At 53.0% G+C, this 19501-nt stretch carries 15 protein-coding genes; 13 read left to right on the forward strand and 2 right to left on the reverse strand.

The genetic code is table 11. From position 1 onward, the window contains the following. The first annotated feature begins 18 nt into the window (after nt 1-18). The 13 genes from ACUHMQ_RS12655 to ACUHMQ_RS12715 all read left to right on the forward strand — a co-directional run bounded on the left by ACUHMQ_RS12655 (nt 19) and on the right by ACUHMQ_RS12715 (nt 18313). Nucleotides 19-1272, forward strand: a complete 1254-nt coding sequence (locus tag ACUHMQ_RS12655) for an MFS transporter (protein WP_445295825.1) — start codon at nt 19-21, stop codon at nt 1270-1272. Between the two features lie 55 nt (nt 1273-1327). Continuing rightward, nucleotides 1328-2458, forward strand: coding sequence for a LuxE/PaaK family acyltransferase (locus ACUHMQ_RS12660; protein WP_445295826.1), 1131 nt, complete (start codon nt 1328-1330; stop codon nt 2456-2458). A 2-nt stretch (nt 2459-2460) separates the two neighbouring features. Further along, nucleotides 2461-4905: an acyl-CoA reductase gene (locus tag ACUHMQ_RS12665; RefSeq protein ID WP_445295827.1), complete on the forward strand. Its 2445-nt coding sequence runs from the start codon at nt 2461-2463 to the stop codon at nt 4903-4905. 217 nt (nt 4906-5122) lie between these two features. Beyond that, on the forward strand, nt 5123-6400 hold the full coding sequence (locus ACUHMQ_RS12670) for a phenylacetate--CoA ligase family protein (RefSeq protein WP_445295828.1): 1278 nt from the start codon (nt 5123-5125) through the stop codon (nt 6398-6400). After that, the gene (locus ACUHMQ_RS12675) at nt 6397-7341 is read left to right on the forward strand and encodes a GNAT family N-acetyltransferase (protein WP_445295829.1); all 945 of its coding nucleotides are present in this window, start codon (nt 6397-6399) and stop codon (nt 7339-7341) included. Before ACUHMQ_RS12670 ends, ACUHMQ_RS12675 begins: the two co-directional genes overlap by 4 nt. A 344-nt stretch (nt 7342-7685) precedes the next feature. After that, nucleotides 7686-8684, forward strand: a complete 999-nt coding sequence (locus ACUHMQ_RS12680) for a sulfate ABC transporter substrate-binding protein (protein ID WP_445295830.1) — start codon at nt 7686-7688, stop codon at nt 8682-8684. Nucleotides 8685-8728: 44 nt separating this feature from the next. Then, on the forward strand, nt 8729-8869 hold the full coding sequence (locus ACUHMQ_RS12685; protein ID WP_445295831.1) for a hypothetical protein: 141 nt from the start codon (nt 8729-8731) through the stop codon (nt 8867-8869). Nucleotides 8870-8922: 53 nt separating this feature from the next. After that, entirely contained in the window at nt 8923-9561 is a 639-nt protein-coding gene (locus ACUHMQ_RS12690) for a peroxiredoxin (RefSeq protein ID WP_445295832.1), read from the forward strand. Between the two features lie 419 nt (nt 9562-9980). After that, nucleotides 9981-10505, forward strand: coding sequence for a hypothetical protein (locus tag ACUHMQ_RS12695; protein ID WP_445295833.1), 525 nt, complete (start codon nt 9981-9983; stop codon nt 10503-10505). A gap of 210 nt (nt 10506-10715) precedes the next feature. Further along, nucleotides 10716-11285: a GNAT family N-acetyltransferase gene (locus ACUHMQ_RS12700; RefSeq protein WP_445295834.1), complete on the forward strand. Its 570-nt coding sequence runs from the start codon at nt 10716-10718 to the stop codon at nt 11283-11285. A 306-nt stretch (nt 11286-11591) separates the two neighbouring features. Then, nucleotides 11592-12686, forward strand: a complete 1095-nt coding sequence (gene ada, locus ACUHMQ_RS12705; protein ID WP_445295835.1) for a bifunctional DNA-binding transcriptional regulator/O6-methylguanine-DNA methyltransferase Ada — start codon at nt 11592-11594, stop codon at nt 12684-12686. Nucleotides 12687-12847: 161 nt separating this feature from the next. After that, nucleotides 12848-13492, forward strand: coding sequence for a DNA oxidative demethylase AlkB (alkB, locus tag ACUHMQ_RS12710; protein ID WP_445295836.1), 645 nt, complete (start codon nt 12848-12850; stop codon nt 13490-13492). 186 nt (nt 13493-13678) lie between these two features. Then, nucleotides 13679-18313, forward strand: a complete 4635-nt coding sequence (locus tag ACUHMQ_RS12715; RefSeq protein ID WP_445295837.1) for an RHS repeat domain-containing protein — start codon at nt 13679-13681, stop codon at nt 18311-18313. Between the two features lie 157 nt (nt 18314-18470). Here ACUHMQ_RS12715 and ACUHMQ_RS12720 read toward each other — a convergent pair whose 3' ends face one another. Beyond that, nucleotides 18471-18890 carry a VOC family protein gene (locus ACUHMQ_RS12720; protein WP_445295838.1) on the reverse strand — a complete coding sequence of 140 codons (420 nt, stop codon included), beginning with the start codon at nt 18888-18890 and terminating at the stop codon, nt 18471-18473. A 44-nt stretch (nt 18891-18934) separates the two neighbouring features. Next, a complete protein-coding gene (locus tag ACUHMQ_RS12725; protein WP_445295839.1) occupies nt 18935-19339 on the reverse strand; it encodes a YbaN family protein in 405 nt (134 codons plus the stop codon). Nucleotides 19340-19501 lie beyond the last annotated feature (162 nt).

Below are 19501 nucleotides of genomic sequence, written 5' to 3' on the forward strand. Positions count from 1 at the left end.
TAACTAGATTGTCACCGGATGTCCTCTTTCTCTCGTTCGTTGTTACCTATCTCTGCCCGCCAGGCGCTGTACTTCTGCCTGTTATTGGCCACGTTTGAATTACTGACCTATGTCGGCAGCGATGTGGTGATGCCCGCCATGCTGCATGTGGTGAGTGATATGAAGGCGCCAGTCAGCCATGTGCCGATGGCCCTGAATGCTTATCTGCTTGGTGGCGTGGCGTTTCAATGGTTGATCGGTCCGCTGTCCGATCGCTTCGGTCGCCGTCCGTTGTTGCTGGCTGGGGCGATTGGCTATTCCATCGCCTGCCTGGTAACGCCGTTGGTGGGGGATATATATATATTTAATGCCCTGCGCTTTATCCAAGGGATTGGTCTGGGTTTTGTGGTGGTGGTCAGTTACCCGTCATTGCAGGAGTCTTTCGAGGAAACTGATGCCGTACGCCTGATGGCGCTGCTTGCCAATATTGCGTTGTTGTCACCACTGCTGGGGCCGTTGCTCGGTAGCTTGCTCTTGGAAGTCATGACGTGGCGCACCCTGTTTGTGGCGGTGGGTCTGTTCAGCATCGTCGTGTTGATCGGCCTGTGGTTCTTCATGCCGGAAACCATCGGGGTGACGCGCAAGGATGGCAGCCGCCTCGAACCGACTCCGTTGCATCTGGCCGATATCCTGGCCAGTTACCGTGAACTGCTGGGCAATGCCCGCTTTATGCAGGGCAGCTTTGCCCTGGGGCTGATCAGTATTCCGCTGATTGGCTGGATTGGTCTTTCACCGTTGTTGCTGATGAAAAACCTGGGTTTGGATTCCATTGCCTATGGCTTATGGCAACTGCCGATTTTTGGTGGGCTGATTGCAGGCAACCTGGTGCTCAACTATGCCGCTGCCCGATTTGAACTTGAGGCGTTGATTCGTCTGTCGCTCGCGCCGATTTTCGGCGGCTTGTTGCTGGCGCTGGTGTTGACGCTGATTACCGGGTGGTTACCGGCATTGGCAGTGGGCATGACGATCTACGCATTCGGTATGGGCATATGCAATGCCTCGCTTTACCGGCTGACCCTGTTCGCCAGCGAAAGCGGCAAGGGAACCGTCGCAGCCATGCTCGGCATGATTTCCGTAGCAACGCTGGGTCTTGGCAGCTCTGTGATGGCCGAGTTGGGCGCAGGTGCAAGCCTTGCCGCCTTTGCCGTCGTGGCCAGCATTGCGGCCGGCCTTGCCATTTGGCCACTTTGGCGCTTGCTCAAGCGCCGCCCTTTGGTAACGGCGGCGACCTGATTATCTGATTTCCCATCCGCTTCAATCTCTTTCCCACTTATTTAGGAGATCACTTGTGGCTTCTCTCGCCCACGTCGATGCGCTATGTGCCATCGAATCCCCCTATCGCGCCGATGCCGAGTGCGATCAGTTGTTTGACGCGGCAATGCGTGAACTTACTGAGTATCACTGCGACGAGTCGCCGGGTTATGCCCAATGGCTGGCGTCCAATGGGTTGGATAGGGCAGGGCTGGCTGATATCAAGGATTGGTCGAGTTTGCCGCCGCTCTTTGCCAATTATTTCAAGCGGCGTCTGTTATTGAGTTCTTCCGGTGAAAAGGCGCTGGAACTGACCTCTTCGGGCACTACCGGCCAGAAGAGCCGTATGCGGTATGACGAGCGTAGCCTGGGTTCAGCCCAGGCGATGGTCGATCGTATTTTCGACCTTTATGGCTGGAATACACCCGATACTCCGTGCAACTACCTGCTGTTGAGCTATGAACCCGCGGGTGCGATCACCCTCGGTACGGCGTATACCGATCAGTTCCTCTGCAAATACGCGCCAGTCAATCGTGCGGTCTATGCATTGCGGCACAACGGCCATGGCAACGAGTTCGACCCATTCGGCGTGATACGAGCCTTGCAGGAATTTGCAGAAGAAGGGCTACCGGTACGCATTTTCGGCTTCCCTGCTTTCCTGTGGTTCACGCTCGAACGTATGCGTGAAATGAGTTACCCCGCATTGCAGCTGCATCCCGATTCGTTCGTATTCCTGGGAGGTGGGTGGAAAACTCATGCTGATCAGGCCATTCCCAAGGCTGAATTGTACCGGCGTCTGGGTGAGCAACTGGGCATTCCCGATATCCGCTGCCGTGATGGCTATGGTGCAGTGGAGCATCCGGTGCCTTACATCGAATGCCCGAACCACCGTTTCCATGTACCCAGCTACTCACGCGCCTTTATCCGCCATCCAGCCACCTTGGCCACGCAGCCTTATGGGGCACGTGGTTTTCTGCATTTCGTGTCGCCCTATATCACCTCCAGTCCTGCTCACAGCGTTGTGATGAGTGATCTGGCGATTCTGCACCCAGGCCACGACTGTGGTTGCGGCATTGAAACCGACTGGTTCGAACTGCTGGGCCGCGCCGGTACCAGCAAGAGCCGCAGCTGTGCACTGGCAGCATCTGAATTGATCAAGGAATCCTAAGCATGTATCTCGTACATGGCACTCTCACCGCCTCGACCGAGGTGGATAGCGTTCTGGCGTCTTTGCAAACCCGCTTGCCCAACACATTGGCGCAGCCGTTTGATAGCGAAATAGTGTTGTCTTGCGCTGAAAGCTTTGCGCAGTGGGTGTTGAACGATGGCCAATCGTTGGATATTGACGAAGAAAGCCGCGCAGCGCTGCATGCTTTTTGCCGGCGTGAAGCATTGGCAACCAAGTTGGTGCGTGAGCTGGGCGAAACACCATTCTCGCTTCGCCGGATCGACTATCGCAGCCCGCATTTTGAGAGCTATCGGCCGCTAGGCGTGGTGGTGCATATCACACCGGCCAATTCAGCATTGCTGCCCTTCTTCGCCATGCTGGAAAGCCTGCTGGTGGGCAATATCAATTGGTTGCGTCCCAGCAGCAGCGACGATGGCCGGACTGCTGCGCTGTTGGATGCGTTCCTGCGTCACGACAGCACGGGTATCTTGGCAGATTATTTGGCCGTTCTACCGGTTCCAAACAATGAATTGGCGCGTCTGTTCGGCTTTGCTGACGCGGTTTCCGCCTGGGGGGGCGATGCCGCCCTGACCGCCATCCGGCAGCAGCTGCCTGCGGGTTGCCGTTGGATCGATTGGGGCCATCGCATCAGCTTTGCCTATTTGGTGCCGGGTGCCGCCAGCGAAGCACAGTTCGATGCTTTGGCGGACGAAGTCTGTCGTCTGGATCAGCAAGCTTGTTCCAGCCCCCAGTGCGTGTTGGTGGATAGTGATGACCCGGTTGTACTGCGGGAAATTGGGGAGAAGTTGGCTGCAGCGCTGGCGCGCCGAACACGCCAGTGGCCTGCGTTGATGCCCAGCGAGCAGGAGTTCGCTGAGATCAGCACCCAGCTTGCTTTCGCACGGCTTGATCAGAGCTTCTCCGACGTGACAGGTCACGTCTGGCAAGGTGCGGGTTGGCGTGTAATTTGGGCGCATACACCTGCGCTGGTGGCGTCGCCCTTGTTCCGTACGGTACAGCTGCGGCCGGCGCCGCGTGCGCAACTGGTGAATACGCTTCAACCGTGGCGTACGCGGTTGCAAACCTGTGGCCTGGTAGCGGCTGACAATGACTTGGCGTTCTTGGGTCGACAGCTGCTGGCCGCAGGCGTAAGCCGTGTGACGCCGGCTGGGGCGATGCATGATGCGTATGAAGGCGAACCGCACGATGGCGTATATGCCTTGGCGCGGTTGACCCGTCGTGTGTCGGTCAGTCTGGCGGTGGATACATTGGCCAGCCACATCACGCTCGATTCGCTTCCTACTGAGCCTAAGGGTTTGATTGCCCACCCGATCATGGACAAGGTGGCGTTTCAGCAGACGCCGATGACGGCCGATGCCCAGTTGTTCTTCCGCAGTGGCGGCAGCAGTGGCAAGCCCAAACTTGCGGGTTTCAGTTATCGCGACTACCACCGGCAAATGCGTGCCGCGGCCGATGGTTTGTTTGCGGCAGGGCTTGATCCGGCGACAGACCGGGTAATGAACCTGCTGTATGGCGGTAATCTGTATGGCGGCCTGCTGAGCTTCTTCACGATTCTCGACAAGCTCTCTGCTGTCCATTTCCCCATGGGTGGGCCGAATGGCGACGACTACAGCGAGATTGCACAACTGATTGTCGATCAGCAGGTGAACACGCTGATTGGCATGCCCGGCACGATACATCGCCTGTTCGTACGCGAAGAGGCCAAGCTGCGTGCCTATGGCGGTATTCGCAAGATCATGCTCGGTGGTGAGCACCTGAACTCGCAGCAGCGTGAATTCCTTGCAGGGTTTGGCGTGTCGATGATCCGCTCGGCGATTTATGGCTCGGTGGATGCAGGCCCATTGGGGCATGCCTGTGGCGATGTGCCTGATGGCGTGTTCCACCTGATGGCCGATACCCAATGGCTCGAGATTGTCGACAGCGAGCACGACCGCCCGGCCGAACCCGGTGTTGCAGGTCGGCTGTTGTTTACCTCCCGCGCACGCGAAGGTCAAAAGGTGGTCCGCTACGACCTAGGTGATCTGGGCCGTTGGGTACCAGGTGCTTGTGAGTGTGGCCTGCCCACCCCGCGTTTTGAACTGTGCGGCAGGCATGGTCAGTTGCTCCGTGTCGGGACGGTTTTCTTCAATCCGGCCAGGAATGCCGAAGTACTTGGCATGCCGTTACAGTTTCTGATCGACCATCTCGCGGATGGTAAAGAGCGTGTTGTGGTGCAGGTGGATGGCGATGCAAGCCAGGTTCACCAACACCTCTCGCAACATAGCGAGCTTACGGAAGCATTGGATAACGCACTGCTCGTACTGGAAGTGGTGCAAGCCTTGTCCACTGATTTTGAGCGTCACCCGCAAAGTGGCAAAACACCCTTGGTGCTGGACAAGCGACGACCCAATGCCCTAACAGCCGTAACGCCGGCCAACGCTGCTTAAGAATCCGTTAACGATCCTGCTGTACAAGTCTGTCTGGTTGAGACTGTACAGCAGGGTGGCGAACAAGTTCTTAACGCAGGCTGATAACAGACGCATCACACCAAACCGGCACACCGGTTTGCAAAAAACAAAATGAGCGCAATAGCGAGACGATGTTCTGCCTTATGCCGATTGGTATACGGGCTTGGCAGAGCGTTGCTTGCAGGAAGCAATGCAGATGACCCTTCCCCTTGAACACCTTGTGCAATTTGCACGCCAAAATTCTCCTTTCTATGCAGACCTGTACCGGGATGTCCCCATGGTTGGCTGGCGAATACACGATCTGCCAGTAATCGACCCGGCAAAGTTCTGGCAGCAATCGCAGTGTTTGTCTAGTTGGCCTGTGCTGACTGGGCCGATGCTTGATGGTCATGTCTATAAAACCGGTGGTTCAACCGGCGATGGCAAGCTGGCAGTGTATTCCCGGGAAGAGTGGGGCGATTTCGTGCGGGCCTTCGGGCAAGGTGTGGGTACTCAGCTGAGCCCTGGCGACCGGGTAGCCAATCTGTTTTTTGCTGGCGATCTGTACACCAGCTTTCTGTTTATCCACGGTGCTTTGGCGAATTCACCGGTGCCTGTCTGCGAGTTCCCATTCACCGGCGCGGTGGATACTGACCGGTTGGCGCAAGCCATCGAGGTGCATCAAATCAATGTGCTGGGATGTGTACCTGCCCAGTTGTTACGCTTTGCCAGCCAGCTCCTGGAACGTGGGCAAGTGCTTAGCAGCGTAACGCTTGTGTTGTATGGCGGGGAAAGCTTATTTGAAGAACAGCTGCCTATGTTGTCCCTGGTATTTCCCAATGCCCGCTATGCCTCGGTTGGTTGCGCCAGTGTGGACGCCGGTTTGATCGGTGCGAGCACGCCGGATTGCCGTCTGGGCGAACACCGTGTGTTTGATGGCGATGTCCTGGTGGAAATCCTTGATGAAGTCACAGGCATGCCTATCGAGGCGGTGGGCCAGGTTGGCGTGTTGGTGGTGACCAATCTGCAACGGCGGCTGATGCCTATGATCCGCTACCCAACCGGCGATCTTGCGGCCTGGTGTGAGCCGGCTGGCGTTGCAAAGCGCAAATTCGCCCTGCGTGGCCGGGCGAGCCAAGGGCATCGTATTCGCGTGGGTTATGAGTCGCTTTTTCCAGATGAAATCGGCAACCTCGTAAAAACACACTTGGGTGCCGCACCATGGCAATTGTTAATCGATCGTGCCAATGGGATGGATCGGCTGACACTGCGAGTAACGGCAAGTGATGGCTTGACTGCGGAGTTGGAAGAGGCCCTGTACACGGCGATGCTGCATATGTACCCAAACCTCCTCGCCTTAATTCAAAAGAACGTATTACGTTTTGTGATTGTTGCTTGTTCGGCGGATAGTCTCGCGCTACATCCTCGTTCCGGCAAATTGCTGCGGGTGGTGGACGAGCGCAGCTATGTCGCCCAAGAGGAGCTGGTGGCATGAGCAAGTTCAACAAATCTGCTGTCTCGGTGCGCAGTTTCGTGCCGGAGGATGCGGATAACGTCAGCGCCTTGTTTCGCACGGTTTATGGTGACTGCTATGTCTATCCGGATGTCTATCTGCCATCAATGATCTGCCGCAATAACGAGCAGCAGCGTTGGCATTCGGTCGTCGCCTGCGTGGATGAGAAGATTGTCGGGCATGCTGTGTTGTGGATGCATGCCGATAGCCCGGATAGTGCCGAGCTGGCGCTCAATATCGTTCACCCGGGGGCGAGAGGCATGGGTATTGCCACTACTTTGGGGGCTTACCTGCGCGATTACGCCCGTGAACGCGGGTTGCGTACGTTGACCATCAAGCAGGTGTCTTCCCACACGCAAAGCCAGCGTCTGGCGCAAACACTGGGATTTCATACGACGGGTTTGCTGCTGGACTATGTGGCATCACCATTTGGAAATGAATGGCGCGAAAGTGTGGTACTGGGTTGTCTGCCATTACAACCGTATCCGCTGCCGGCTTTGTCGTGGCCTGCAAGTTGCCGCGACTGGCTTGATCCTATCGAACAATGCTTTGGCACGACGCAGCCATGCAGGGATTTACCGGTAGCAACCACGCCATTGTCGGTGACCAGCCAGGAACATCGGATCGAGGTGACGATGTCCGATCTGCATCCCGACAACGTGGACGAGGTAGCGCAGATGCCAAAGGAACGTCTGATTTACCTGAAATTGCGCCTGGACCCGCATACCCCGGCTGCCATGCAGCAATTGCGTCGTGCAGGGTTCGCCTATGCGGGCTTTATGCCGGGGCCGGCCCATGGTTGGTATGGCTTGATGCAACGCGGTTACAAGGCGCACGAATTGGAGTTGTGCTGCCCGATTGCCCGTAAGCTCTATCAGGGTAGTTTGAAGCAGTATGTGGAACCTTTGGTTGGTGCATTCTGATTCCATAGATCCTGGTGCGCAGCCGTGATCAGGGCTTTTGCGCTGCTCGAAAGCCCCATGTACCCAAGTACATTCCGGTTTCTGGGCTCTGCTGGCGGCTGCTCGCGACGGATCGTGAGTAGCCGTTGCTTTTCTTATCATATGTAAGTCGGTTGCGTGTTGGACTTAAGGTCTAGAGGCGTTACAGGGAGCGTTGAATTGCGTTTTCACAAACGCCGCGTTCCCTGTTAATTTCTGCTTCTTTTAATTCAAAAAAAGAATAACAAATTTATTTATAATTCCTTTTTGTTGTTAATGGCTGTGGTTAGACTGGTTTGTATTCACCCAGCGTCACGGAGCCGCATATGTATCGCAATCCTCTCCTGGTCGGGCTCGTCACCGCTTTTTTGCCTTTTTCGGTGTGGGCGGCAGATATCAATCTCCTGAATGTTTCTTACGACCCGACACGAGAGCTCTATCAGGACTTCAATAAGGCGTTTGTGGGCGAGTGGAATAAGAAAACAGGGGAGGTGGTCAATATCAGGCAGACGCACGGCGGTTCGGGAAAGCAGGCCCGGGCGGTTATCGATGGTCTGGAGGCCGATGTGGTGACTTTGGCGCTTGCCGGGGATGTGGATGAGATTGCACAAAAGGCAAAGCTGCTGCCAACGGATTGGCAAAAGCGTCTCAAATACAACAGCGCGCCTTACAGCTCCACCATTGTTTTTCTGGTACGTAAGGGGAACCCGAAGCAGATTCGTGATTGGTCCGATCTGATCAAGCCAGGGGTTGACGTGATTACGCCAAATCCCAAGACCTCGGGCGGGGCGAGGTGGAATTATCTTGCCGCTTGGGGCTGGGCATTGAAGCAGCCCGGTGGGGACGCGCAAAAAGCCAGGGCATATGTAAGCAACCTGTACAGGAACGTGAAGGTACTCGATACCGGCGCGAGGGGATCGACCGTCACCTTTGTGGAGCGGGGTATTGGTGATGTATTGATCGCGTGGGAGAACGAGGCTTACCTGTCGATCAAGGAATTGGGGCCGGACAAGTTCGACATTGTTACGCCATCTGTCTCAATCTTGGCGGAGCCAACGGTTGCTTTGGTGGATAAGGTTGCGGCCAAACATGGCACAGCTAAAGTGGCGCAGGCCTATCTGGAATACCTCTATTCGCCTGCAGGACAGGAGATTGCCGCGCAAAACTACTACCGCCCGCAGGACCCGACTGTTGCGGCGAAATATGCAAAACAGTTCAGCTACGTCAGTCTTTTTACCATTGACCAGTTGTTCGGTGGTTGGGCCAAGGTGCAGCAAACCCACTTCGGGGACGGCGGTATGTTTGATCAAATCTATGCTAAATAAAAATCTACTCGCTATCCTGGTGTAGCTCAGGGGCCCGGCGGGTTATGAATCCTATGCCCGTTCGTATGGCGCATGCCGCATTGATTGGCTTATGCTGTGGCGTGGCTTGCGGTACGGTAATGCAGGCGGGAGCATCGCCTAGTCCGCCGATAGCAGGCAACGGTGGGTTGGGTTTCCAACCTTGATATCAATAATCAAATAAATCGGAAGTAGATTCCGATCGAATGGAGAGATCTGTATGTCACTACGACTTGGCGACATCGCCCCCGACTTTACCCAGGACTCCACCGAAGGCCCGATTTCGCTGCACTCATGGGCAGGTAACAGCTGGGTATTGTTGTTTTCGCACCCAGCCGATTTCACACCGGTTTGCACGACCGAGTTGGGATTCACAGCCAAACTCAAGGATGAGTTTGCCAAGCGTAATGTCAAAGCCTTGGCAGTCAGCGTGGATTCGCTGGACTCGCATCGTGGTTGGATTTCAGATATCGAGGATACCCAGGATGTGAAGTTGAACTTCCCTATCCTGGCCGATGCCGACCGCAAGGTAGCCACGCTGTACGACATGATTCACCCGAACTCGCTGGCTAACTTGACTGTCCGAACCGTGTTCGTGATCGACCCGAACCGCAAGATCCGTCTCACGCTGACTTACCCTGCCAGTACCGGCCGTAATTTCCAGGAAATCCTGCGTGTGATCGATTCGCTGCAGCTGACCGACGAATACAAGGTGGCGACGCCAGCCAATTGGCGCGATGGTGAGGACGTTGTGATCGTGCCGAGCCTGCAGGATGAAGAGGAACTCAAGCGCCGCTTCCCTCGTGGCTACCGTGCCTTGCGGCCTTATCTGCGGATGACACCGCAGCCTAACCGCTAAGAACCTGTTTACGATCGTGCTGTGCAGTTGTGATCAGGGCTTATGTGCTGCTCGAAATCATCATGTACCAGTGTACATTCCGGTTTCTGTGCTGCTCTGCACCCTGCTGACGGCTGCTCGCGACAGATCGTAAACGGGCTTTAAGCCAGGATCTGCTCGCTACAAGCTGTTTAAGGGCTTGTAGCGAGTGCCCAAATTCTGACTCGCATTACTTAGCAGCTCATTTACAGTCGGTATTTTCAGCGAATATCTCGGCGGGAGGTGATACGGCGCAGTAATATTGCAATTAGGTTATGGAGTGTATTGCCCGAGTTGTAGGCACCCCGTAACTTCGATGTGTAACAGTGCTTGGAAAGCGATATAGATTTTGAGGCAGCATTTTGCCCGGTACATTCGGGCTTTTACCTCTGGAAAGCGCCATGCACCTTGAACAACAGGAGCAGCTTGCCGAGCGGCTTGCCAGCCTGCCCCCTCAGTGGGTGGCTGGTTTTCCCATCAGCCTTGATGAAGAGGGCGTGGTTGGCCGTTTTTTCAAATGTGAGCTGCGGAGTATTTTTGAGGCCATCCAAGTCGGTGACTGTACGATGGCTCGCGCCACTCTGGTCGCAACCGGACCGGATGGTGAACCTTTCCCTACTGAACGGTTATTTCGGTTGGCCAGTGGGGAAGACGGATTGTTGAAGTTAGACCGCCTGTGCCGGTTGATACACAGCCTGAATCATTTTGTCGTGGCCAACCAAGCGTCTCCTCTTGTATTGCCGATACATCCACGTTTGTTTGAGTATGTACGCAGCGGCCACGGTAATACGTTCTCGCGCCTGTTGGCGCACTTCGATCTAAGCCCACAGCATATCGTGTTGGAAGTTCCCGCCAGTGTCCCCCAGACCGCGGTGGAGGGATATCAGCACGAGGGATTTGGCGTGCGCAGGGTTAGTGATATTTAATTACTGCAAGCCTTCTCGCATATCGTGTATTGCAAGGTTGTGAGAAGGCGTACTGCGGTGGTAAAGCTGTTTTTTGTTTTGGAGCAGCTAACAAGAATCAGCGGCGATTCTGGTTGGGTATGCAGACATAGATATGGGTATGGCAAGTTTGCATAACAACGCCAGCGAGGGTTTGTTAGCTGCTTTTACTGTTTGCCAATGAGTTGGTTCATGCAGGTCTATCAATCACCTGAAGTTCTTACGTCACGCCTGCATCTGCGTTTGGTTCGCCAAGAGGACCTGCCCGATTTGCTGGCGATTCACTCGGTGGATGAGGTCAACCATCATCTACCCTATGTGACGTGGGAGAGTATGGACGATGCCCAGGTTTGGTATGACAAAGCGACAACACGTCACGAGGATGGGAGTGCAGCGCAATTTGTCGTGTTGGAGCGTGATACTTTATGCGTAGTAGGGTCCTGCCTGCTGTTCCGTTTCGACTTGGGCAGCCTGCGTGCTGAAGTGGGCTATGTGCTGGGCAAGCCTTTCTGGCACAAGGGCTACATGAGGGAAGCGCTGGCCGGTCTTTGCGACTATGCCTTCAATCAACTTGGCTTGCGCAGGCTTGAAGCCGAAGTGGAGCCCCAGAATGAAGCTTCCAGGCATCTGCTGGAGCACCTTGGTTTTACCTGTGAAGGTTTGCTAAGGCAGCGTTGGATAACCAAGGGTGAGGTTAAAGATACTTATATGTATGGCCTGCTGAGCCATGAGTGGCCTCCTGCAGCAACAGACGGTGGCTAAGAACCTAATCACGATCTTACTGCGCAGCTGTGATCAGGGCTCATGTGCTGCTCGAAATCCTCATGTACCAAAGTACATTCCGGTTTCTGCGCTGCGCTTCACCCTGCTGACAGCTGCTCGTGTCAGATCGTGAACAGGTTCTAAAAACCTTCTGGCGTTGTTGTGCAGACTTACTGTATCCGCGTGCTGTCTACGTTGGCTCGGTTGAGTCAGTAGTTCGAATTCAAAAGCAAGCAGCGGAGTGTGCTGATCGCTGCGCTTCGATATATTTCCCCTTGTTGCTGCCATTGCAAGAAGGGATGCGTCATGAATGCCAAACACAAGACAATAGAATGTGCCACCGAGCGAGACCCACGTTGGGCCGCGGTGGTCGCACGTGACCCGCAGGCGGATGGTCGTTTTTATTATTCCGTAGCGACGACAGGCGTGTATTGTTGCCCTTCGTGTACTTCACGTCTCGCCCGTCCTGAAAACGTCGCGTTCCACGCCAGCTGCGACGATGCTGAAGCGGCAGGTTTCCGTCCCTGTAAACGCTGCAAGCCGGATCAGCCTTCGTTGCAAACCCAACGTGCAAGCAAGGTGACGGAAGCTTGTCGCTTGATCGAACAGGCTGATGCTGCACCCAACCTCGATATGCTTGCGCAGCAGGTGGGTCTGAGCACTTATCACTTTCATCGCATCTTCAAGGCAATTACCGGTCTTACACCCAGGGCTTACGCCAAAGCGCACCAGGCCAAGCGTGTGCAGGCTGCGTTAGGTGGTGGAGATTCGGTTACCCAGGCGATTTTCGATGCAGGTTATAACTCAAACGGCCGTTTTTATGCCGATGCTGATGGCTTGCTGGGTATGAAGCCAACCGAATATAAGGCTGGTGGCAGCAATGCGGTGATCCGATTTGCAATCGGTCAGTGTTCGCTTGGCGCAATTCTGGTGGCACAAAGCCAACGTGGGGTATGCGCCATCCTGTTGGGAGATGACCCCGATGCATTGGCGCGTGACTTGCAGGACCGTTTTCCCAAAGCACAGCTGATTGGCGGCGACAGTGACTTCGAGCAATTGGTGGCTGTTGTAGTGGGTTTTGTGGATGCACCCGCCAAAGGCTTGGATCTACCACTCGATGTACGCGGTACCGCGTTTCAGCAGCGTGTCTGGCAAGCCTTGCGTGAGATACCTGTTGGTAGTACGGCCAGCTATACCGAGGTTGCAGAACGTATTGGCGCACCCAATGCCGTGCGTGCTGTAGCAGGTGCTTGTGCGGCAAATGCCCTGGCGGTGGCGATACCTTGCCATCGGGTTGTGCGGAATGATGGCAGTCTCTCGGGTTATCGCTGGGGAGTGGAACGTAAGCGCGCGTTGCTTGAAAAGGAGTCCAACGCAAAGGACCTGCTCACGGTTACGTAGTCAGATATCAAGAGTCTGACTCAAAGTCTTGCGAGCTAAATAAAGCAAGACAAGGCGAAAACATCCGAGGAATCGGAGTTTCTGAATGATAAATGAGCATTCCAAAGGTGTTGTCAACGCCGTAATGTTGACGCGCAGCAGACTTTGAACAGAGAAGTACATTGCAGGCAGATCTATTTGCAGACGAACATGATGGGCAACTACAGCTGGCCTCTGGCGCTATGCTGTTGCGAGGTTATGCGTTGGCCGAGCAGGAAGCCTTCCTGACGGCGATTGATGTTGTGCTGGAGAGCGCGCCATTTCGGCATATGACGACACCGGGTGGGTATGTGATGTCGGTAGCGATGACCAATTGTGGCCGGTATGGCTGGGTCAGCGATGTGAGTGGCTACCGTTATTCAGAGAATGACCCGCAAACCAATCAGCCTTGGCCAGCTATGCCGTCGGCTTTTCTGCACCTCGCACGTGCTGCCGCTGCAGTAGCAGGCTTCGTTGAGTTTGACCCTGATGCTTGCCTGATAAATTGCTACCAGCCGGGGGCGCGTCTCAGCCTGCATCAAGATCGTAACGAGCGTGATATGAGTGCGCCGATTGTTTCCGTATCGCTGGGCTTGCCTGCGACCTTCCTTTTCGGTGGCTTGCGTTGTGGCGACAGTACCCAGCGCATTCCTTTGCAGCATGGTGATGTCGTGGTGTGGGGAGGTCCTGCGCGCTTGCGTTATCACGGCGTGCTGACGCTTAAACCAGGAAACCACCCTCTGCTGGGGACCAGGCGTATCAACCTGACATTCCGTAAAGCTGGCTGATACATGAGCACCCGCTTACGATCTTTGAGCAGGTTCTTGGCGTCTCTCAGCATGTATGGCTGACTTGTTTAGCAAACCAGCCAATATTTCATCTAGGCATAAAAATACGCGTCAATATTAATTTCCTTCACATCCAACTGGATACATCCGTCGAGCAAGTTCGCTCGGTTTTATGGAGTAGTCAGGATGGTTGCAGTGGTTGTTGGGCAAGACACGGGTTTGTTTCAACGCAGCTTGGTGCAGCCCGTTGGGATGGGGTTGTCTGTGGGGGAGATGGGGCAGGTCGGTGACGGTGTATTTGTGAATGTTGCCCAGGGAAATCTGGTATTACAGCGGCGCGATGAATGGCTTGTTGGCCGTGGTGCTGCAGATACTGAGGTTTTACGCACCTATAACAGTCAGGCTAGGTTTACTGACGACAATGAGGATACCTGGTGGTTGGGTGGCTATCGGATGTTGCGCAACCTTACCGGTACCGTTAATACGGTAGGCAGTAGCGTTGACCGAATCACAGCCGACGGCAGCGTACAAACCTTCATCTATCGCAACAACAGTTACGTTAGTACCGATGGTGACGGTGCTCACGATACGCTCAGTTGGGATGGTGATACCTGGATATGGGTCGATGGGAGCCGTCGCATACAGGAACATTATCGTATCGATGGCAATGTCTACCGCCTAGGCCAAGTCAGGGACCCTGCCGGTAATACCGTTAGTTATCACTTCGACAATGGTCTCCTGACCAGCGCTACATTGGCAAATGGCAATCGCATCGACTACGTCTACGCGGGCCGTAACCTGCGTCAAGAGAAGATAGTCCGTGCCGATGGTGCCACGGTCAGCCGTACTTACTACCAGTACGATAGTGCCAATCGGTTGAGTGAAGTGTGTATCGACCGGAGTCCGAACGATAACAGCGTCGCTGATGGCAAGGTATATACCTTTAAATATGGCTATGACGGTACCAGTCAGAGGCTGACTTCACTGACGCAGGCAGATGGCAGTACGTTGAGTTTTACTTATCAGGAGGTTACTCCCAACGACTTCCGTATCGCCAGCGTTACCGATGCCCTTAAGAAAACCACCCGCTTCAGTTATGACACTGAACGCCGCACTACCGCAGCGACTCTTGTCACCACGGTGACAGATCCTTTGTATTTTGACACCAGCCATTACACCTACGATGCAAATAACCGCATCACCGGGGTGAATGGCCCACTGCTGAGTATGAACGCTCAGCAGCTGCGTTATAGCTACGATGCCGACGGAAACTTGAGCCAGACTGTTGATGCGCAGGGTAACAGCACCACTTATACGTACGACATCGATGGTAATCTGTTGAGCCAACTGGATGGTACCGGGATACGGATAGAGCGGCGCTATGACAGCTGTAATCAGCTGATCTCTGAAACCATCTTTTATAAGGTTGAAGCCGATGTTGTTGACGGTACCGTGATCGGTGAGGCGCGAACTACGCGCTATGTATACGACAGCAAACAGAATCTACGTTTTGCTCTTACGCCGGCAGGGCGGGTAACTGAATACCGCTACGATGGTTTCGGTCAGCGCATCAGTCAGCTTGCTTACAGTGAAGCGAATTACGATGTCAGCGCTTTAATGATGGAAGACGCCATTCCCACGCTCGCCCAGCTTGAGGCCTGGGTTGCCGCGCGGGATCGTAGCCAGATACATCAGGAAGATTATCCTTCTGATGACCACAGTAGTTTGCGGCATAACCTGGCTCAGCTTCATAAAGAGGCCCAGCAAGATAGCCGTACGACCCGCATTTTGCTGGAGGCATTGCAACGCAGCGGAAAAATGACACGGGAACAGGCAGATGAAGTCAATACCCAGGCATATACGTACTTTATGGACGAGGTGGTCAAGGACTACCCAAAATTTGCGAATAGCGAACGCTTCTATGACTTTACGAAGCGTTATTTCCGTAAGTGCCCCGACGAGATGGCTGATTTCCTGAACAGCAAGAATTTGATCAATCACTGGATCACTGCGCGGCCGCATGAAACTGACAGTGAGGTGCTGGACTATGCGGTTGAGCTGTTAGGCAGAGTGCCCACAAAAACAGTAGATACCGCGCTGATCAATGTTTCTGAACCCTTTGCAAGGTACCTGGATAAATTGCTGGGGGATCTCGATTGGATTGATTGGAAAAAAGCGGGTAGGCAGATCACAACGCCACTCCAGGCCGTCCATGCGTTGCATGCATATACACACGATGGCATGCAAACAAAGTTGGATGGCTTGGTTCTGGGGAAGAGGCTGGTAGAGGCGGATATCACCCTTCGCAACTCAGATGAAACCTTCAGAGCCAATGTACTCAGGCGTTTATTGAATGAGCCGGGCTACCAGCAACCCGATACACCGATCAGCCTTCTGGAGAAAATGAGCCTCTCGGATAAGGCTCAGCTTGATAAAGCCGCACTCTTATTTGGTTTGGCAAACGGACCAGACCTCAGATTGGTTGAACCACCGCGAGATACCCTCTCGTTGGGGGAGCAGCTGCTTCAATTCAGAACCGCTTTCCTTTCCGAGCTTCGCAAGGAATGGCAGATATCACAGATGTTTCTGCCAAGTGCCAATCGCAGTAACGTTTTTTTCAGCCATAACGCTTTGGTCAATGCACAAGGAAAAACCTTCAACGATTTGGTTGATGACCCTGAGATTGCTCGTATTCCTGGCATTGACGTTCTGACTCGCCAAGACAGGGAAGATTTGGTCAGGCGAAAGTTTGATCGTATGGGTGAATCGACCGAATACAGGTTTGGCACCTTGCAGCATGGTATCGCAACGGTGTTGAAGCGATCACTGATGCTGCAAAGCAAAGTATCCCCCGTTACTTTTGGTTCCGAAGCGCAGATGGTGGAAAAGTTTCTGGCGATCTGCCGCGAATGGGATACGAAGCAATCGGTCATGCTGAACCCCAGGATGCTTCTGGCGCAATATCTGGTCCAGGGTAGCGGTGAGAATGTGATGGCAGGAACCACAACGACCCAGCAAAAAGTCGCTGCGCTGGATACCTATCTGCAGGAGCGTTGGTTGGCAAATTATGGAGAGCCACCAAAGCATTTCGACCCTAGAAAACCGGCGTTGGACATTCTTAAAGCAACAATGGGTAATGCCAAGACAGAGTGGGAATTGAGCAATGTAGAGCAATACTTAGAAGAGTATATAGATCATCCGGAAATGTGGGGCTATTATCCAATTTGGGATACACCATTAAATGGATTTCTTATGGTGGCGAATGCGGGCGTCGATAAGTTGATAGTTAATGGTTGTGTGTTTTCTCCCCGTCTGCAATTGAAATCAGCTGTTGGTTCGTATAATCAGGAACTTTTATCGAACACCTGGATAACGGCTCGCGCAAAAGAAAATATCAGGCTGAGCGGAAGAATTTTAAATAATGAGTTATTGCAGACCGAACGGGAGGCAATAGTCGGTCGTTATCGTGTGCAAATTGGAGAATCCCCACACGGAAATGATTTTCTAAGAATAATACGATCTCTTCCTGTTATTGGTAATGTATATCGGTTTGTAGAAGGAGTTTACGAAGGAGATGCTGAGGAGGTGATCGGTGCAATTCCTATTGTTGGCAATGTCTATGAGCTGGAAGAAGGAACTCGTCATCAAGATGCTGGGCGGGCCATTAGTGCAGTACCGGTAATTGGCAGTGGGTATCGGTTGGAAGAGGCCTTACGTAAGGGTGACGGTATAGACGTTACGATGAGTTTGAATGGATTTGTATTCGATTTGGCTAGCTTTGGATCAATATCTGAAACGAGTGTAATGAGTGAAGCAGAGCTATCAGCCGCCCACGCGATTGGTCTGCGTAATTATCTCTCTCTAAGTAATACCCTTGATATCCCATTAAAAGGTGTCGAACATCTTGAGGCATTGGAAACTGAGATTGAGCACCCCAGTACGATACTTATCCCAGGTGATCCATATGAAGTTGAGTCCCTTGTCACACGTCCTGAGATACCAACTGGTGCTTCCAATGTTGTGCCAAATATGTGGAAGTTTGGCCAACAGATGGAAATTTACCAAGTGGCTGGACCAAGTGCTGAAATAATACCGAATACAGCTGGTATCTATATCGAGGAAGGTAGCCGATATATTAAAGTGGTGGAGCAATTCTATTCGGTACGTTATGACGTAAATAATGGCACGTGGCGGGTATTTCTTCAAGAAAATGCTGCTAAACCTTCTATTCCAGTCCGATACCAAAATGGAGAGTGGAGTATACATAGTGAGGTTGGTTTGGAAGGTGGGTCACCAGTAAACTCTGGAATGGAAACTTTGTTTAATCAGGATGTATATGGTGTCGATACTTTCTTTAATATTCGGGAAATGACATTTAATGAACGCTATGTTGGCCTATCGTACAGTAGTAAACCTTATGAACAAAGTTTTAGTGTTCAGGGACTTCCAGGTATTCATGAAATTCCGTCCGAGATATATCATGGCACGGAACAGAAAACCTATTTTGATATTTCTACTCATGGGGATAGTAGAAAGGTGATCTCAATTACAGGTAAGCCTGTTAGCCCAAAGCAATTCTATAAGGAACTTAAAGACTACGTTAAATATTATAAAAAAGGAACGCCAATCCGATTGTTTTCTTGCGGGGCAGGACGTGGCGGTAAGTTTTCTTTTGCTCAACGATTGGCTAATGCGATGAATGTGCCCGTAAAAGCCTATACGGTGGAAATTCCCTTTCCTAATCGAGCAAACCAGCTGGAACGATACGCAAAGATTTTCAAACCCTTTTCTTCTGAAGCACTGCGAAAAGCATGGTCATAGGCTCAGAATGAAAGATAGCTTGATCGGATTGGTGGTTCGACAGTCAAGTATTGGATGGCGATTGCTATGGCGCAGGATAATGCGCCATAGTGCTCGGACCATTCATAGGCATTGTTGGAAAACAGTTGGAACCCGACAAGGTTTGAAAAACAGGGCTTTAGCTGCTTTTCATTTTGGATTCGGGAGAATCTGGATCCATGTAAATCAGTTCCCACAGATGGCCGTCTATATCCTGAAAGCCGTGTTGGTACATAAATCCGTAGTCTTTGGGTGGCATAGGGGTGCTGCCACCCGCTTCCAATACCTTGGTAACCAGCGTGTCTACATCGTCCCGGCTTGCACGAGATAGGCAAAGCAACACCTCGGTACTTTCGCTTGTATTGCAGAGCTTTTTGGGTGTGAATGTCTGGAAGAAGGGCTCCACCAACAGCATGACAAAAATGTTCTCGCCAACGATCAAACAGGTGGCATTTTCATCTGTGAAGTGAGGGTCGAAACTGAACCCGAGTGCGGTGAAAAATTCGACCGATTTATTCAGGTCCTTGACGGGTAAGTTGACGAAAATTTGAGTTTGCATGATCTCTTTTTCGCAAGTGAAGTAGGGATAAGGTCAAATCAGGCTTACATGGGTTCGAGCCGGCGCCACAACCAAAGCAGCACCAAAGCCATACAGGTAATTAAGCTGGCAGCCAACAGGGGGCTGAACTGCCAAGCGATGAGTGTGGCGCTGATACCCATCAGTACGGTGATTGTCCATTTGTTACGCCGACTCAGCCTGCGGCCGTTGTGCCAGTTGTGCAGTATTGGGCCAAATCGAGGATGAGTGACCAGCCTGTTATGCAATTGCGGAGAACTCTTCGCTGCAGCCCACGCGGCCAGTAGCACAAATTCTGTGCAGGGCAGCCCTGGTAGCAAAAAGCCCAGTGTCGCCATACCTAGGCATACCACTGCAAGCGCCCAGAAAAACCCTCTCCTCAGGCGGGAAACCAGGTTGGTGTTGGCGACAGCGTGAGTTAGCTCCGGCATCGGCAAGTCTCTTGTAAATGCTTGTCCATCGACATGCTGTCAGATTGGACAACGGAAGTTACGTTCTGATGGCTTCACGTCAGCTACAGCAAAGTGTTTTGTACTACCTGATGCAAGCCTGAATTTTTAGCGTAGGCGGCGATTGGGTAGAGGCCAAATAGA

This window comes from Chitinimonas violaceus, from assembly GCF_052601015.1.

Excerpts from the sequence above, each read along its gene's own strand:
- ACUHMQ_RS12675 (WP_445295829.1), top strand. The coding sequence starts at position 6,397 with ATGAGCAAGTTCAACAAATCTGCTGTCTCGGTGCGCAGTTTCGTGCCG.
- ACUHMQ_RS12685 (WP_445295831.1), top strand. The coding sequence starts at position 8,729 with ATGAATCCTATGCCCGTTCGTATGGCGCATGCCGCATTGATTGGCTTA.
- ACUHMQ_RS12665 (WP_445295827.1), top strand. The coding sequence starts at position 2,461 with ATGTATCTCGTACATGGCACTCTCACCGCCTCGACCGAGGTGGATAGC.
- ACUHMQ_RS12715 (WP_445295837.1), top strand. The coding sequence starts at position 13,679 with ATGGTTGCAGTGGTTGTTGGGCAAGACACGGGTTTGTTTCAACGCAGC.
- ACUHMQ_RS12700 (WP_445295834.1), top strand. The coding sequence starts at position 10,716 with ATGCAGGTCTATCAATCACCTGAAGTTCTTACGTCACGCCTGCATCTG.
- ACUHMQ_RS12680 (WP_445295830.1), top strand. The coding sequence starts at position 7,686 with ATGTATCGCAATCCTCTCCTGGTCGGGCTCGTCACCGCTTTTTTGCCT.
- ACUHMQ_RS12695 (WP_445295833.1), top strand. The coding sequence starts at position 9,981 with ATGCACCTTGAACAACAGGAGCAGCTTGCCGAGCGGCTTGCCAGCCTG.
- ACUHMQ_RS12725 (WP_445295839.1), bottom strand. The coding sequence starts at position 19,339 with ATGCCGGAGCTAACTCACGCTGTCGCCAACACCAACCTGGTTTCCCGC.
- ACUHMQ_RS12655 (WP_445295825.1), top strand. The coding sequence starts at position 19 with ATGTCCTCTTTCTCTCGTTCGTTGTTACCTATCTCTGCCCGCCAGGCG.
- ACUHMQ_RS12670 (WP_445295828.1), top strand. The coding sequence starts at position 5,123 with ATGACCCTTCCCCTTGAACACCTTGTGCAATTTGCACGCCAAAATTCT.
- ACUHMQ_RS12720 (WP_445295838.1), bottom strand. The coding sequence starts at position 18,890 with ATGCAAACTCAAATTTTCGTCAACTTACCCGTCAAGGACCTGAATAAA.
- ada (WP_445295835.1), top strand. The coding sequence starts at position 11,592 with ATGAATGCCAAACACAAGACAATAGAATGTGCCACCGAGCGAGACCCA.
- ACUHMQ_RS12690 (WP_445295832.1), top strand. The coding sequence starts at position 8,923 with ATGTCACTACGACTTGGCGACATCGCCCCCGACTTTACCCAGGACTCC.